Genomic DNA, 14,604 nt, shown 5'->3' with positions numbered 1-14,604 from the left:
AAGAATGAATAAAACCGAATTGATCGATGGCGTTGCCGCTGCCGCTGACATCTCCAAGGCTGAAGCTGGCCGTGCTGTCGACGCGGTTGTGAGCGAAATCACCAAGGCACTGAAGAAGGGCGACGCCGTCACCCTCGTTGGCTTCGGTACCTTCCAGGTCCGCGAGCGCGCTGAGCGCACCGGCCGCAATCCGAAGACCGGCGACAGCATCAAGATCGCGGCTTCGAAGAATCCTGCATTCAAGGCTGGTAAAGCCCTGAAGGATGCAGTAAACTAATCGACTCGCTAGGGTGCTTAGCTCAGCGGTAGAGCGTCTCCCTTACACGGAGAGGGTCGGGGGTTCGAAACCCTCAGCACCCACCATTAAGCACCAGGCAAACGTTTCAAGCGCGGAGCGGTAGTTCAGCTGGTTAGAATGCTGGCCTGTCACGCCGGAGGTCGCGGGTTCGAGTCCCGTCCGCTCCGCCAGTTACACCGAAGCCCCTGAGCAATTGGGGGCTTCGTTTTCTCTACGACATTCGCGCTGCGGATGGGGTTGAGAACGATGTCCAAGTTTAAAGCGGAGCGGTAGTTCAGCTGGTTAGAATGCTGGCCTGTCACGCCGGAGGTCGCGGGTTCGAGTCCCGTCCGCTCCGCCAGTTATACGAAAGCCCTCGGCCTTGCGCCGGGGGCTTTTTTTTTGGGTTTGCGTCAATGGTGCGGATTGAGTCGTGCATCGGCAATGCGGCGTCGGGTCATGCGTTCGACGCTTTCGTGTCCGCCTTTCGTTACCGAAGTGAACCCCTGGCGCCGATCGATGCGCCACGGCACTGTGCTAACGGGCAATGGGCTGGGTGCTTGGCGTCAAGCGCGTTACACTGCGCGGCTCGCCCACAGGCCGTGATTTGCCAATGCTGCAGAAACTTCGCGACAAGACGTCAGGCTGGATCGCTACCGCCATCCTGGGGTTGCTGATGATTCCGTTCCTGTTCGTCATCGACAACAGCTACCTGGGCGGCATTGGCGCCAATAACGTGGCCAAGGTGCAGGCGCCGCCGAATTGGTGGAAATCGGCACCATCATGGTGGCCGGTCTCGCTGCTATGGCAGCACCACGAAATCAGCACGCAGGATTTCCGCGCGCGTTTCGAGCAGGCGCGCATGCAGGAACGCCAGCGCCAGGGCGAGAAATTCGATCCGCGCACGTTCGAATCCCGCGAAAACAAGCTGCAGGTACTCGACCAACTGGTCGACGAACAGGTGGTGCGACTGGGCGCGGAAGATGCGGGAATCGTCATCGGTGATGCCACCGTGCGCGATTACATCGCCAACATTCAGGCGTTCCAGGTCGATGGCAAGTTCAGTCCCGACCAGTACCGCGCCGCCCTCGCGCAAGGCACGCCGCCGCGCACGCCTGCACAGTTCGACGCCCTGGTGCGCGATAGCCTGCAGCAGTCGGTCATCCCGCAGGCCGTGGCGGAATCCGGCTTTGCCACCAAGTCCGAGTTCGAGCGTCTGCTCAAGCTGATGGGTGAAACGCGCGATGTGGAGTTGGCAATGCTGCTGCCGCCGGCCGTCGATACCGCGCCGGTGAGCGATGCGCAGATCAAACAGTGGTACGACGGGCACACCCAGGACTTCCGTCAGCCGGAAACCGTCACGATCGAATATGTGGAGCTCAACGCCGCCACGATGCCGCCGGCGACTGCCGCCGATGACGCAACGCTGCGCAAGCGCTATGAAGAAGAAAAGGCGCGCTTCGTCGAGCCGGACCAGCGCCTTGCATCGCACATCTTGATCAGTGCCGGCAGTGATGCGGCAGCACAGAAGGCTGCCGAAGCAAAGGCCGCCAAACTCGCCGCCGAAGCCAAGCAGCCGGGCGCCGATTTCGCTGCGCTTGCCAAGGCAAATTCGCAGGATCCCGGCTCCAAGGATGCCGGTGGCGACCTGGGTTGGGTTGAGAAGGGGACCATGGTCAAACCGTTCGAGGACGCACTGTTCTCGATGAAGGCTGGCGAGGTGGTGGGCCCGATCAAGAGCGAATTCGGCTACCACGTGATCCAGCTGCGTGAGGTCAAGGGCGGCCAGGGCAAGTCGTTCGAGCAGGTGCGTGACCAGCTGGCTGCCGAGCAGCTGAAGGCCGATGCCGACAAGGCATTTGCTGATATCAGCGGCAAGTTGGTGGACCAGGTCTACAAGAATCCCACCGCGCTGGAGCCGGCGGCCAAGCAGGTCGGCTTGCCGGTGCAGACGCTGGGGCCGTTCTCGCGCACTGATGCCAGCGGTGTTGCCGCCAATCCAGCCGTGCTCCGCGCGGCGTTTTCTGAAACGCTGGTGCAGGACGGCACGGTGAGCGATCCGATCACCATCGCGCCGAACCATAGCGTGGTGTTGCGTGTGACCAATCACACCGCCGAACAGGCGTTGCCCTTGGACAAGGTGCGCGACAAGGTGACGGCGGCGATCCGTGCTGACCGTGCCGAGAAGGCCGCCGCGGCTGCGGCCGATGCCTTGCTGGCACGTGTGCAGAAGGGTGAGACGCTGCAGGCGCTGGCCGCCAGCGAGAAACTGCAGGTGCAGCCGATCCCGGGGCTGCCGCGGACGGCGCCGATCCCGACCCCGGCCGCGAACCGCGCGATTTTCAGCGCGCCGCGACCGACCGAAGGCAAGCCGTCGGTTGGCAAGGTAGAGCTGGATGGCGGGCGCTTCGCTGTCTTCGTCATCAGTAAGGCCACTCCGGGCGATCTGAAGCAGATGCCGGCCGAACAGCAGGCGATGCTGCGTGAGCAGCTGAGCCAGATCGACGGCAACAACGCTGCGCAGGCTTACGTCAAGGAAATGCGCAAGCGCTACAAGATCCAGATCGAAGAAGCGCAGCTGTAAGGCTGAGTGATCGATGGATGACAAAAAAGCCCGGGTAACCGGGCTTTTTCTTTGAGTTTTTGGTGGCAGAAGGCGGGTCGGCGGATGCGCAAGGGATGTTGAGCTGACACGCACTGCGTATCGATTTGCCGTCGGCGTTTGCGTGCTTCCGCTGGCTGATGGCAGTTGCGATTTAGGCTCGCCAATCGCCAATCGCCAATCGCCAATCGCCGGGTTGTCAGCTGGGTCGCATGACGTTGGCAGTGACTGGTTGCTGACGATCGACTCTGCGATAACTGCACGGGTGGCAGTGGTGGTGCAAATACACCTGAGGTGTCGTGCGGGTGATATGCAGCGGCTAGATCAGCCAGGCGGCGATGCATGGCTGATTCAGCAGTGCGCGTCGTGAATACCATGACGTGCACCGCAGAGAAATTTGCAGACTTTGATTTTTTGCCGAAGCTTCACTCGCACCTGAGGTGACCAAGTCGGCTCTTTGGAGTGACGGGCGCCAGGCGTGAGACAAGGGCTAACCGTGTCCCTCTCGACGCCGCTAGCTCTTGGAACCTATCACCCGGAAACGAAGCGGTCTGGATACATCGGGTTTGGTACGCAGAGTTCGCTATCGTCGCGATCGCGCGGCCGGTGGCCTGCTTGCACCGCACTGCAGCGCGCGAATGCGCGCTGCGACTCAGTCCATACAACTCACGGCGAATCGTCGAACGACAGCACCATGCCCGGCTTCAGGATGGCGCTCTTGTCCAGGCCATTGCTGGCGAGCAGGGTCGTCACAGTGACGCCATAGCGGCGGGCGATTGCCCAGGCCGATTCGCCATTGCGCACGGTGTGGGTGCGGGTTGGCGAGGTCGAGGCTTTGCTGGCTGCCGTGGCAACGACGGTCGGCGCGGCATCGTGACTCATGACGTCGCGTCCCATATCGGCGGATGCGACCACGGCGCTGCTAGAACCGGGTTGCGCCAGCGCGATCGGAGCCAGGACATGCACGCCACGCGGTGCGGCGCGTGCGCCGGCAAGGGCGGGATTTAGGCGGGCGAGCAATTGCGGCTCGATTGCGCGCTGCCCGGCCCAGGCGTTGAGGCTGGTGCCCGCCGGCAGCGCATGTTCGGTAAGGACGGGCACGGGGCGATCCAGCGAGGTCAGCAGGTTGCCCTGCTGCTGCGCATGATCGAGCACGCAGGCGAGCGCGTGCAGTTTTTCCACGTATTCGTAGGTGACCTTGGACATGCCCGGCAATTCGGACGGGCGCGCGTTCTGCGCGTTCATCCCGGCGCCGCGCATTGCCTGCAGCACGCGGTACTCGCCGGCGTTATAGGCCATCAGCGCCAGGCGCCAGTCGCCGCCAAACATGCCGTAGAGGGTCTTGAGGTAGCGCACCGCCGCAGTGGTGGAGTCCACCGCCGACAGGCGTCCGTCGTACTGCGCGCCAACCGGCACTTGGTGATTGCGCGCCGTGGTGGCGATGAATTGCCACAGGCCAGCAGGGCCGCTGCCGTTGCGTGCGCCGGGGCGGTAGCCGCTTTCGACGAACGGAATCAGCGCAAATTCGGTCGGCATGTCGGCTTTGCGCAGCTCATCGACCACATAACCGAACAGCGGCAAGACATCCTGTCCATCGTCGGCCAAGCGCGCCGGGGCACGCGAAAAATGCTGTTCCCACCGGCTGTCGCTATGTGCGCTGTCGCAGCCTGGGTCGGCGCGGCCCTCGAGGAACGACGAAAAAATCTCACGCCCGTTGCGTATGCCGGGTGCGCTGGTCTGCGCGGCGGCGTTGCTCGCGGTCGTAGCGCTTGCGTCGTTGGGCGAAGCGGCTGCCGGTGCAATGGCCGAACAGGCGGCCAGCACTGCCAAAACCAGGCGCCTCATGCGCGAAATTCGTCTTTCCAGCGCCGAAGTTCGGCGAAAACATCAACTTCAGAGGAAAGTGCGCCGGTTGCGCGCGGTGCCACTGCGGCGCGAATCTCGGGGCGGTTGGTGCGTAAGAACGGATTGGTGGCCAGTTCACTCTTGAGCGAAATCGGCAGGGTAGGACGGGCTGCATGACGCATGGCCTGGGCTTCCTGTTGACGGCGCTGCAAGGCAGCGTTGGTGGGATCGACGTGCAGCGCGAAAGCTGCGTTGGCCAAGGTGTATTCGTGGCCGCAACACACAAGCGTTTCGCCAGGCAGGCAGGCCAGGCGCTGCAACGAGTCGAACATCTGAGGAGCGGTACCTTCGAACATCCGCCCACAGCCTAGGCTGAACAGGGTATCACCGCTGAACAGGTGACCGTCGGTGACGAAGGCGATGTGACTGCGGGTGTGGCCAGGGACTTCGAACACCTGAAACTCGACATCAAGCAGACTCAAGCGCTCGCCATGACCCACTGGGTGCGCCGTTGCCGGGATGCGCTCGTCGGCCGGGCCGAACAGCGTCAAGCCCGGCCAATGCTGCTGGAGTTCGGCCACGCCGTCGATGTGGTCGCCATGGTGGTGGGTCAGCAGGACGGCGCTGGGAACCAAACCTTCGCGCTTGGCGGCGGCTATAACCGGCGCTGCCTGCCCGGGGTCGACGATGATGGCGCGGCCATCTGCAGCGACTAGCGCCCAGATATAGTTGTCGTCGAATGCGGGCAGGGCGATCAGTCGCATAGAATTGGGACCATGCCTGCCCCGCCATTCTCCCGTCAAGCTGGCGTCTCATCCTGGTTTGAAACCGGTGCGGGGCGCAGCCTGCTTCAGCTGGAGCGTCGATCGGCGCTGGAGGCGCTGCAGACGCGTCCGTCGCAACCCTGGTTATGGCTGACCCCGACGACCGAATTGCCCCCACGCGAATCGCTGCAAGGGCGCGGTCTGCGGCTGCACCGCAGCGCCGGGCGCTTCGCCGGCGATGCGCGCTGTGGGATGCCGTTTCCGTTGCCGACCGAAAGCCTGCAGGCGATCGTGGTGCAGCATGCAGTGGTTGGCGGGGCAGCGGACTTTCTGGCCGAATGTGAGCGGCTGCTGATGCCAGGCGGCCGGCTGTGGTTGTTCACGCTCAATCCGATGAGCCCCTACCGGTTCCGCTGGGCGCGGCGTGGACCGGTCGCGTTGCGCCCGGATCGCTGGCGCCTGCTGGCGCAACGTGCCGGTCTGCATCGCGTGCAAGCGGAACGCTACCTTGGGCCGATCTGGCGCACCGGCGGCGCGTCCACCGACCCCGGCCGCGCACCCTGGCGTGCAGTGTATTTGCTGCAAGTGGAAAAGCGCGCTGCCGCGGCGATCGGCCCGACACCGATTGCGCTGCCAGCCCGTTGGCCGCAACCGGTGGCCACGATCTGACCTGTTTACGTTCAACTCTGGAACCTGATGAAATCAATTGAAGTGCATACCGATGGCTCCTGCCTCGGCAACCCCGGGCCGGGCGGTTGGGCGGCCCTGTTGCGTTACAACGGGCGCGAAAAGGAACTGGCCGGCGGTGAGGCCGTGTCCACCAACAACCGCATGGAGTTGATAGCGGCGATCATGGCGCTGGAGACGCTGACCGAGCCGTGCCAGATCGTGTTGCATACCGACTCGCAATACGTGCGCCAGGGCATCACCGAGTGGCTGCCAGGCTGGGTGCGGCGCAACTGGAAAACCGCCGGCGGCGATCCTGTAAAGAATCGCGAGTTGTGGGAGCGGCTGCACGCGGCCACGCAACGCCACAGCATCGATTGGCGCTGGGTGAAAGGCCACAATGGCGACCCCGACAACGAGCGCGTCGACGTGCTCGCCCGCAATCAGGCCACCGCCCAGCGCGATGGCCGTGCAACATCGTAAGAGGACACATGCGTCAGATCATTCTCGATACCGAAACCACCGGCCTGGAATGGCGCAAGGGCAACCGCGTCGTCGAAATCGGTGCGGTGGAGTTGCTGGAGCGGCGCCCGAGCGGCAATAACTTCCATCGCTATCTGAAGCCCGATTGCGACTTCGAGCCAGGCGCGCAGGAAGTGACTGGGCTGACTCTGGAATTCCTTGCCGATAAACCGCTGTTCGGCGAGGTGGTGGACGAGTTTCTCGCCTACATCGAGGGCGCGGAACTGATCATCCACAACGCTGCGTTCGATCTGGGTTTTCTGGACAACGAACTGGCGCTGCTGGGCGATAACTACGGCCGCATCGTCGAGCGCGCCACGGTGGTCGATACCTTGATGATGGCGCGCGAGCGTTATCCGGGGCAGCGCAATTCGTTGGATGCTTTATGCAAGCGTCTGGGCGTGGACAATTCGCATCGCCAGTTGCACGGCGCTTTGCTCGATGCCCAGATCCTGGCCGATGTGTATATCGCGCTGACCTCCGGTCAGGAGGAAATCGGGTTTGCCAGCGCCGACGCTGGCCAGCAGGCCGACACCGCGAGCGGCGTGATCGCGTTCGACCCGGCGCTGCTGTTGCCGCGTCCGCGCGTTGCGGTGACCGCCTCCGAATCGCAGGCGCACGAGGCGCGCCTGGCGCAACTACGCAAGAAGGCCGGGCGTGCGTTGTGGGATCCGCCGGTCGAAGAACTCGCCGTTGCCGGGTGAGAGCGGCTAACGAAACGGCTGCGCTGACCGCCAGGCGGCACGGCCGATGCTCGGTGCTGCATGTGCCACTTGTACGCTGCAGGTCTTGCGCACCGTCTAGGCCCACCTGACGGTTGGTCGCTACATGTCGTCAGCCGATCCAGGGCATTTCGCGCAGATGTGCCGCCGTTGGAGAAGAACGGCCGCCTCTGTTTTGCACCTGGGCTTTCAGCTGCAGTGATGGCTGTGTGCGTATGCCGCCTCAGCACGCCGCTGCTTGCGAATGGTCACGCAAGGTGTGACTTCGCCGGTTGGCAGATTGGTTGGCAAAGCGTGGTGAGCGATGGCGATCTTTTTGACTGCAGACGCCGGGCGGTCGCACGTGCCGAAACAGTCCCTGGCGATCCCGCGTATCCGCTGTGCGCCCGTCAGTGCACGCAGTCCAGCCGGTCGCACCGTCAGTAACTACGCACCAGGATCGCGGTGATGTTGTCCGAGCCGCCGCCATCCAGTGCCGCGGCGACCAGGCATTCCACGCATTCCTGCGCGCTGCAATCGGCCTGCGCCAAGGTCGCCGCAATTGCGGCATCGTCGACTTCTTCGGTCAGGCCGTCGCTGCACAGCAGGAGCTGCATGCCGGATTTGAGTTCGCCTTGCATGGTGGCGACATTCAGATGCGCCGGGTCGGTCACGCCCAGTGCCTGGGTCACCACGTTGCGATGCGGATGCGCGCGCGCCTGCTCGCTGGTGAGCGTGCCTTGGGCGATGAGTTCCTGCACATAGCTGTGGTCCTGGCTCAGCTGGGCCAGCCGGCCATCGCGCCACAGGTAGGCGCGGCTGTCGCCAACCCAGGCCACTTCGAAACGCTGGCCCAGCACGCGTGCGGCGACCACCGTGGTGCCCATCGGCAAGGTGTCGTTGCAGCGGCGCGAGGTCTTGATGATCTCTTCGTCGGCGATGCGCACCGCCTGGGCCAGCGGGGTGCCTGCGCGGATTTCCCGCACGATGGTTTCGCGCGCCAGTGCGCTGGCCACTTCGCCGCAGGCATGCCCGCCCATGCCGTCGGCCACCAGCCACAATCCCAGCTCGCTGTCGCCGTAATAGGTGTCCTCGTTGAGGTCACGGCGCAGGCCGACGTGGGTGAGGTGTCCGAATTCGAGCATGGGGCCGGGTCGCCAAGGAGGAGATGCGCCACCATCATCGCGGCCCGGCCGGTTAGCGGCAACATACCGGACACGGGCGTCGCAGTGCCGGTTCACGCCTGGGCGAGGGCCGTCCTATCAACGCCGGCCCGGGCCGCTTGTGGCGGGGGCCGTGTGCCCGTATGATGCACGGCCCCAGGACACTGGGGACCATCTGGAGAGGTGGCAGAGCGGTTGAATGTACCTGACTCGAAATCAGGCAGGCGTTTATAGCGCCTCGGGGGTTCGAATCCCCCCCTCTCCGCCAGATTAGATGAAGCGCCCGCCAGTCAATGACTTGCGGGCGTTTTCATTTTTAGGCTCTTGGGCACTCGCTTGGACACTCTCATGCGATTGCCGAACTACCTTGTTCTATCCCCCACTGGGGTCTATCACTTCCGCTGGAAGGTTCCTAAGCGCTTCCAAGGCCCATTGGGCCTCAAGGTGGTCAAGCGCTCGCTCGGTACGCGTGATGCCCGTGTGGCGCATCTGCAAGCCCTTGTGCTCGCCTCCCGCTATGCTGTGGCCCTTCAAGGAGGGGATATGGCAAAGAGCGTGGATGAACTGCTCCGCAGCGCGCAGAAGGGGCAGGCTGACTTTGAAGTAGTAGCCGGTCCTCACGGCTACACAGTCAAAACGGACGGTTCGGCGCAGGACAACGCTGCGGCTTTGGAAACCGTCCGGTTGCTGAACGCGCAAGGGGTGGCCTGTGTTGGCGGTGCGCCGCTGTCCGCGTCCACTCGCATCGCATTGGAGATGGCTGTCGAAAAATGGTCCAAGACCTTGACCAGTGGGGCCCGTAAGACTCCAGGTCAGAAGTTGGAGGCCGTGAAAGCTTTTGTAGCGTGGAAGAACTCCACGCGTAAGCGCTCACCGGCGCGGGTGGCAATGGGCGATCTGTCCAAGACTGATTGCGCGGAATGGGTCATCAGTCTGAAGCAAACTCCCGCAGCGCGGACCGGCAAGCCGTTGACGGATAGTTATATTGAAACAAAGACGCGTTGGCTGTCGCTGTTCTTTGACTGGGCCATGGCGGCAGGCTACTACCCCAAGGGTGACAACATTGCCCGAGGCCATATCAAGGTCAGCAAGAAAGCAAAGCGACTCCAGTCCAAAAAGACCGGTTGGCAGCCTTTTGAAGTCGCCCAACTAAAAATGATTTTCGCTTTCCCAGCACTGAAGGCTATGCGCCGACAGTCATCCCGTTGGGTTGCCATGATCGCGCTGTACACGGGCGCTCGTTCCAATGAAATCGCGCAATTGGAATTGGCCGACTTCAAGGTTGTGGATGGGGTCAAGTGCATCCATATTACGACCGAAGGCGCGGATAAGAGTCTCAAAACGGAGGCCAGTGAAAGGACGATCCCAATCCACCCGGACTTGCTCGCGCTGGGGCTGTGGAAGTTGGTCGAAAGGTTGCAAGATGATGGTGAGAGCAAGTTGTTTCCCAATCTGACGTTCGACGCCAAGAACGGCCCGGCCAATGGCCCTCAAAAGGCGTTCAGTCATCTGCTGAGCGATACGCTGAAAATCTCCGCTCGTGGCGATGGGCGTATTGGACTGCACAGTTTCCGCAAGACAGTCATTCAGCGGATGCAAGATGGCTTGGTGGGCAAGGAGTTTCGTGTCGCCTACGTCGGACACGAAGGAGGCCGTGACCTTGATGACGATCATTCGGCGGTCTATGGGAAGAAGGTGTCCCCGACCGTCTTGGCTGCGCAGTGTTTTCCAGCACTGGACTGGGCAAATTTGGGTGTGGTAAAAGTGGCGGCGCTGACGCCTCTGTTTGCTCCTGCCTAAAGCGCGGATGCGTGCGGGGCTCTGTCCCCGCCTGTTTTTATAATTCCATACCAGCCCGACAATCCCATTTGAGTGCGCGCGCACCGGCTTCATTTCATTACGCCCCTCCGGGCTTGTATTTTATTTATTGGCTTTCCATGGCGCAGTAAAGCTTTACCACTAGAAAAACCTAGCTTTTCTAAAGTATTAGGTCGTTAGACTTAGGGGTGGATTTATCCACAATGTTGCTTTTAGCTTTGGCTTGAGGGTGTTCACAGATGTTATTCGTTTTCCCGCAGGGAAAACTCCCCCAAGGGCAACGAACTTGTCTGTGAACACCCGGAATGTGATTTCAAACCCACCCTGCCGTAGCCCACAAGCAACACACGGTTTATCGGTGTTGCCAGCCCTGTACGCGGAATAAACTCCGCCTTGAACCTGGTCAGGGCCAGTGCGTCGGGGGGAAATCGTCCAGCCCTTCGTACCTAGTTATGCAGTGCGCCGTGTTCAATAATCCCCGCCTTGCGCGACAGTCCCGAATATTTGCGGCGTGGTTACTTGCCCCGTTTCTTCAATATCCGATGGCCTATCGGTTGAGCAGAGAAGTGGGCGAGAAAGGGGCTTGATTTTTTTGCGTTCGTTGCTACCTTGAAGGGGTAGGAGCAACTGCTTGGGTAGCGCAAAGTCTCTTTTTGCCTTACTCGCCACATGGTCTGTCAACCGTGTGGCCATGTATTCAACATAATAAACCTCGCTTGATTGTCAAGCGGGGTTTATTGTTTAATTGTCAATCAATCGCTATTGACATATTTCGCAGTGATGCTAGTTTGACCTTGTCGGCTCAATTTGCCCCACACGTGGGGCTTGAAATAGAAGAGTCAATGGCCGATAAAGTATTAAACTCAATTTCTTGATGATTGATGCGTATGAAGAAGGGGCCGGAAACGGCCCCTTTTTCAATGGGTGATTTCCCGTGTTTGAAGGGCACACGATGAAACCGTTGCGGCGCTCGGCTATCAGCCATTTTTTCGTCTCAGATCGTCACACGCGCGTGTACACGCCGAAATCCTTGCGGGGCAATGGTCTTGGGGTGATTTTTCAGAAAAACTGACACACGGCGTTACAACACCGGAGGTGCGACATGTGCATACGTTCAGGACAGTCACTAACACACACCCAACATCTATCGGCCCCTGCGGCTTTTTTTATCTGACCCCGCGCGCCGACACGCTTCCGGTCGCAACGCCCACACGCCCCATCGCTGCGCTTTCCTTTGCACACGGCACCAAGCGTCCGCACCTCTGGCGACGCTCGCGCTTAGTCAGCGCTAGCGAGCCGTTTGATGCTTCACCAGCGCGCAGGAGTTTGGTGGCCTGCACCCATTGCGCGCTTTCGTTTTTCTGTTTCAATTAAAATATGAAACAGAAATCACCCTCAGCCCTACATGCTTCAAACCATTTTCGGACGGTTATACCGTCCGAGAATGGGGGGAGTGTGGACGGGGTGAAGCGAGAGCGTAACCCCATAAGGCCACACGGGGGCACAGCCCCCGCGCTCGTTTCAGATTATGAAACGGGCGAACGTGCGCACGATGTTCGCCCGTCACCCCTGTGTGACGGGTGGACGAGTAAGCACAAAGAAAAATTGGAACGCGATGAACAGTGGCACCGCAGGCAGGCCATTGCCACCGGTAAGCCGTGGACATTGGAGGCCGACAAGTACACGCGGAAAGTTCTGGCCGAGTGTCCGGAGCGCGCGCTAATGGCGGAAACGTCAGACGAGTACCGGCGCGTATACACGAGATTGGTACGCGAGGGAGTGACGGCATGGGAGAAGGCGAACAGTGCGCAGCATTGGAACAAGTTGCGCACGGCGTGCCGCTGGGCAATGGCCGAGGATGTGCGGGCATGGCGCGCACTGTCCGAACAGGCGCGCAAATCCGGCGACTTGGCTCATGCCCAACAATGCACCGCAGAAGCATGGAAATTGGCGGTTGCACTTGATGCCCAATTCTTGGCGGCCGGTCGAGAAGCCTGGGCGGCGAAGGCCCTCAAAATAGAAACGGAGGGCCGCAAGCCGGTGGACAAGTCCAAGCGCCTCAGCGGTGCGCCGACAGCCGACACCGCTGCTTGTGCGCTGCTGGACAGCAGGCACCGTGGAACGAGGCTCCTAGAGCGGCACAGCGAGCGTCTGGCGCTGTTGGCGCTGACGGGATGCCGCCCGGCAGAGTTGATGGCCGGGGTTAGTGTGAAATTGTTGAGGGACAAGCATGGAGAGCCCAGCGGCATCGGCATAGAAATAATTGGAGCGAAGGTGGACGCACTACGGGGCCACGAAAAGCGCCGCTTGGCCTTCCCTCTGTCGGGGGGCGGCAAGGCTGTTCAAGGACTTACTCTGTTGTGCGCCGAGCGTGGCGGGCACTACACGCTTGCGACGACAGACGCCGACTATAGAAGTCTCAACCGAGCGCTTCAGGTGCAAGGCATGAGTTGTTACACCTTCCGCCATGCCGTCGGCAGCGATCTGAAAGCAGATATTTCAGAAGGCAAGGCTACGCCGGAGACGGCTGCGAAAATTATGGGCCACCGATCAACCGCGTCCCTCATGTCCTACGGTACAAAGCGGCGCGGCCGGGGTGGTCAGCGGCCTCGCGCGAGTGTGTCCGGACCGATAAGAAACGTGGCGGTAACCAAGGCCGCACGTACCAAAGCAAGAAAGCATAAAAAGGCGAAGAAATTAAAGGCAGAAGCGGCTTTGGTGGGGGCTTCGCCCGTCCAGGTGCCTGCATCTGCGCGGGCACCACAAACGCCACTTGCCGCCGGTCTTCGGCCACGCTACAAATAGAGGCTCAACGACCAACAGGGGGCAAATATGGAAGTCGATGCACCGTGGACTTGCGATCAGTGTGGCAATCCGATCCTCAGCGTTGATGATGGCTGGGTAGAGTGGCTCAACGGACGAAACGGACCCGATGACATTCAGCGAAGTGCCCACCATCTTCGCCTTGTCCACCACCGACACGCATCCCCAAATGCGGATCGGAAAAGCGCGTGCTACCACGATGAGGACCAGTGGTTTGCCGCCAAGAGATACACCGTTGCTGACCTGCCGCTTTCCAGTTTCGTGGGTCCCGATGGTCTGATTACGCTACTGTCGTTCCTAGCAGATAAGCGCTTCTCGGAAGAGAGCGAGGTTCTGGAACTGATCAAGCGCTTGCATGTACCGAACTATGAAGCCGCGCGCCATCATTTTGATGCCGCGATTGCTAACGGAGTGTTTGAGCCACGTTCTGCGCCTTCCTACTACGACCAGAGAGAGATGCGCGCGGTCTTAGATTGGGTAGAGGAACAGGAAGAGCAAGCATAAGGCGAACCGTTTGACGGCTGGCTAGTACGCCAGCCGTCGGCCTAACAGGGGCGGACTCAAACTAAATTTGATCATCCCTTGGGCTCAAATTCATCCGTACCAGGGACGCGCCCAAAAGAACGTCCCGGATTATTTTTCGCCCAGTCACTGGCTTCCCGAAACGTCTTGAACGTTTTTTTTCTAGGCGTTGAACTGCTGCGCGAGGATCGCTGCTCACGGAAGTGATCTCGATTAAATCCATCGATAATAGAATCGAGATTTGCCCCCGCCCCGAAGGTGCGCTCAAAGTCGCCCATTACGCTCTCCGAATTCGTCTTAGTTGGACCTGCAACTAACGTAAATCCCATTTACAAGGCAGCGCGTTTGATATCCGCCGGGTGGAGTTATGGGGGTCACTTGAGGCGCAGTGTACTGCTGACTCTGCTGTAGCAACTGCTGGGTGCTGTTCTGAAGGGCTTGATTGGAGCGTTGGAGTTCTTGGCTATACAGTTGCGCTTGAGCCTGCTGGTACTGCATTTGCATGTGGTACATCTGCAATTGTTCAGCAGTCAATGCGTCGCGGTAGCCTGTGTCATTGCCCTTCTTGTCGATGCACATGACTCGGGTGGGCGAGAGGGCCCGGACCTGCTTGCAGGTCGCGTCCCCAGCCATGTAATAGTTGCCGTTAAAGAAATTCGGCGCGGCACTTGTCGCACATCCTGCCAGAAGAACGCAGGCGAGCCCTGTAATTTTCTTCATTGATCCCCCTGTGGGCGCGCCTACCTTGGCGCGATGCAATTGTACAGGCTGAATGCGCGGATCTTGCGTTGTGGCGTCTGGATGGCGGTGATATCGTGGGCACTTCCTTGGACACCTTGCGTGGGTGCCTCGGGCGCTAAGTCTTGCGCTGCAAGGGTTTTGGGAGTGATGTGGCTTAGAC

General features: G+C 60.8%; 13 protein-coding genes, 4 tRNA genes and 1 other RNA gene. 13 read left to right on the top strand and 5 right to left on the bottom strand.

The annotated features are described in order from the left end of the window. Positions 1 to 4: 4 nt before the first annotated feature. From XpruCFBP8353_RS13020 to XpruCFBP8353_RS13000, 5 genes are all read left to right on the top strand, one after another. Positions 5 to 277, top strand: coding sequence for an HU family DNA-binding protein (locus XpruCFBP8353_RS13020; RefSeq protein WP_002806049.1), 273 nt, complete (start codon positions 5 to 7; stop codon positions 275 to 277). A gap of 11 nt (positions 278 to 288) precedes the next feature. Beyond that, positions 289 to 363: transfer RNA gene (locus XpruCFBP8353_RS13015), tRNA-Val, on the top strand. Between the two features lie 28 nt (positions 364 to 391). Next, a tRNA-Asp gene (locus XpruCFBP8353_RS13010) sits at positions 392 to 468 on the top strand. 93 nt (positions 469 to 561) lie between these two features. Continuing rightward, a tRNA-Asp gene (locus XpruCFBP8353_RS13005) sits at positions 562 to 638 on the top strand. Positions 639 to 890: 252 nt separating this feature from the next. Beyond that, on the top strand, positions 891 to 2,861 hold the full coding sequence (locus XpruCFBP8353_RS13000; protein WP_101363689.1) for a peptidyl-prolyl cis-trans isomerase: 1,971 nt from the start codon (positions 891 to 893) through the stop codon (positions 2,859 to 2,861). Positions 2,862 to 3,545: 684 nt separating this feature from the next. On the opposite strand, the gene XpruCFBP8353_RS12995 is transcribed toward XpruCFBP8353_RS13000, so the two are convergent. Together XpruCFBP8353_RS12995 and gloB are read right to left on the bottom strand one after the other, a co-directional pair. Further along, entirely contained in the window at positions 3,546 to 4,724 is a 1,179-nt protein-coding gene (locus tag XpruCFBP8353_RS12995; RefSeq protein WP_101363592.1) for a lytic transglycosylase domain-containing protein, read from the bottom strand. Beyond that, positions 4,721 to 5,488, bottom strand: a complete 768-nt coding sequence (gloB, locus tag XpruCFBP8353_RS12990; RefSeq protein WP_101363591.1) for a hydroxyacylglutathione hydrolase — start codon at positions 5,486 to 5,488, stop codon at positions 4,721 to 4,723. The genes XpruCFBP8353_RS12995 and gloB overlap by 4 nt, the downstream gene beginning before the upstream one ends. A gap of 12 nt (positions 5,489 to 5,500) precedes the next feature. On the opposite strand from gloB, the gene XpruCFBP8353_RS12985 reads away from it, so the two are divergent. The 4 genes from XpruCFBP8353_RS12985 to XpruCFBP8353_RS12970 all read left to right on the top strand — a co-directional run bounded on the left by XpruCFBP8353_RS12985 (position 5,501) and on the right by XpruCFBP8353_RS12970 (position 7,516). After that, positions 5,501 to 6,157 (top strand): hypothetical protein, encoded by a 657-nt coding sequence (locus XpruCFBP8353_RS12985; protein WP_101363590.1) that lies wholly within the window; start codon positions 5,501 to 5,503, stop codon positions 6,155 to 6,157. Positions 6,158 to 6,184: 27 nt separating this feature from the next. Next, entirely contained in the window at positions 6,185 to 6,637 is a 453-nt protein-coding gene (gene rnhA, locus XpruCFBP8353_RS12980) for a ribonuclease HI (RefSeq protein WP_101363589.1), read from the top strand. Between the two features lie 8 nt (positions 6,638 to 6,645). After that, complete coding sequence (dnaQ, locus tag XpruCFBP8353_RS12975) at positions 6,646 to 7,380, top strand: DNA polymerase III subunit epsilon (protein WP_101363588.1); 735 nt, start codon at positions 6,646 to 6,648, stop codon at positions 7,378 to 7,380. A 60-nt stretch (positions 7,381 to 7,440) separates the two neighbouring features. Continuing rightward, positions 7,441 to 7,516: non-coding RNA, sX9 sRNA (locus XpruCFBP8353_RS12970), on the top strand. A gap of 301 nt (positions 7,517 to 7,817) precedes the next feature. Here the strand turns inward: XpruCFBP8353_RS12970 and XpruCFBP8353_RS12965 are convergent. Beyond that, entirely contained in the window at positions 7,818 to 8,522 is a 705-nt protein-coding gene (locus XpruCFBP8353_RS12965; protein ID WP_101363587.1) for a PP2C family protein-serine/threonine phosphatase, read from the bottom strand. A gap of 195 nt (positions 8,523 to 8,717) precedes the next feature. Between XpruCFBP8353_RS12965 and XpruCFBP8353_RS12960 the strand changes: the two genes are divergently transcribed. The 4 genes from XpruCFBP8353_RS12960 (at position 8,718) to XpruCFBP8353_RS12945 (ending at position 13,685) form a co-directional block, all read left to right on the top strand. After that, positions 8,718 to 8,808: transfer RNA gene (locus XpruCFBP8353_RS12960), tRNA-Ser, on the top strand. An 80-nt stretch (positions 8,809 to 8,888) separates the two neighbouring features. Beyond that, positions 8,889 to 10,340, top strand: coding sequence for a site-specific integrase (locus tag XpruCFBP8353_RS12955; protein ID WP_101378142.1), 1,452 nt, complete (start codon positions 8,889 to 8,891; stop codon positions 10,338 to 10,340). A 1,623-nt stretch (positions 10,341 to 11,963) separates the two neighbouring features. Continuing rightward, positions 11,964 to 13,163, top strand: coding sequence for a site-specific integrase (locus XpruCFBP8353_RS12950; protein WP_101363585.1), 1,200 nt, complete (start codon positions 11,964 to 11,966; stop codon positions 13,161 to 13,163). A 27-nt stretch (positions 13,164 to 13,190) separates the two neighbouring features. Beyond that, positions 13,191 to 13,685, top strand: a complete 495-nt coding sequence (locus tag XpruCFBP8353_RS12945) for a hypothetical protein (protein ID WP_076738310.1) — start codon at positions 13,191 to 13,193, stop codon at positions 13,683 to 13,685. Between the two features lie 71 nt (positions 13,686 to 13,756). On the opposite strand, the gene XpruCFBP8353_RS23440 is transcribed toward XpruCFBP8353_RS12945, so the two are convergent. Both XpruCFBP8353_RS23440 and XpruCFBP8353_RS12940 read right to left on the bottom strand, forming a co-directional pair. Continuing rightward, entirely contained in the window at positions 13,757 to 13,981 is a 225-nt protein-coding gene (locus XpruCFBP8353_RS23440; RefSeq protein WP_133125649.1) for a hypothetical protein, read from the bottom strand. Positions 13,982 to 14,000: 19 nt separating this feature from the next. Next, positions 14,001 to 14,423: a hypothetical protein gene (locus XpruCFBP8353_RS12940; RefSeq protein ID WP_101363584.1), complete on the bottom strand. Its 423-nt coding sequence runs from the start codon at positions 14,421 to 14,423 to the stop codon at positions 14,001 to 14,003. Between the last annotated feature and the right edge of the window lie 181 nt (positions 14,424 to 14,604).

The sequence above is a fragment of the Xanthomonas prunicola genome, from assembly GCF_002846205.1.
Lineage (GTDB): Bacteria > Pseudomonadota > Gammaproteobacteria > Xanthomonadales > Xanthomonadaceae > Xanthomonas > Xanthomonas prunicola.
Note: the sequence above shows the minus strand (reverse complement) of the source record. Positions and strands in the feature narration are given on the sequence as shown.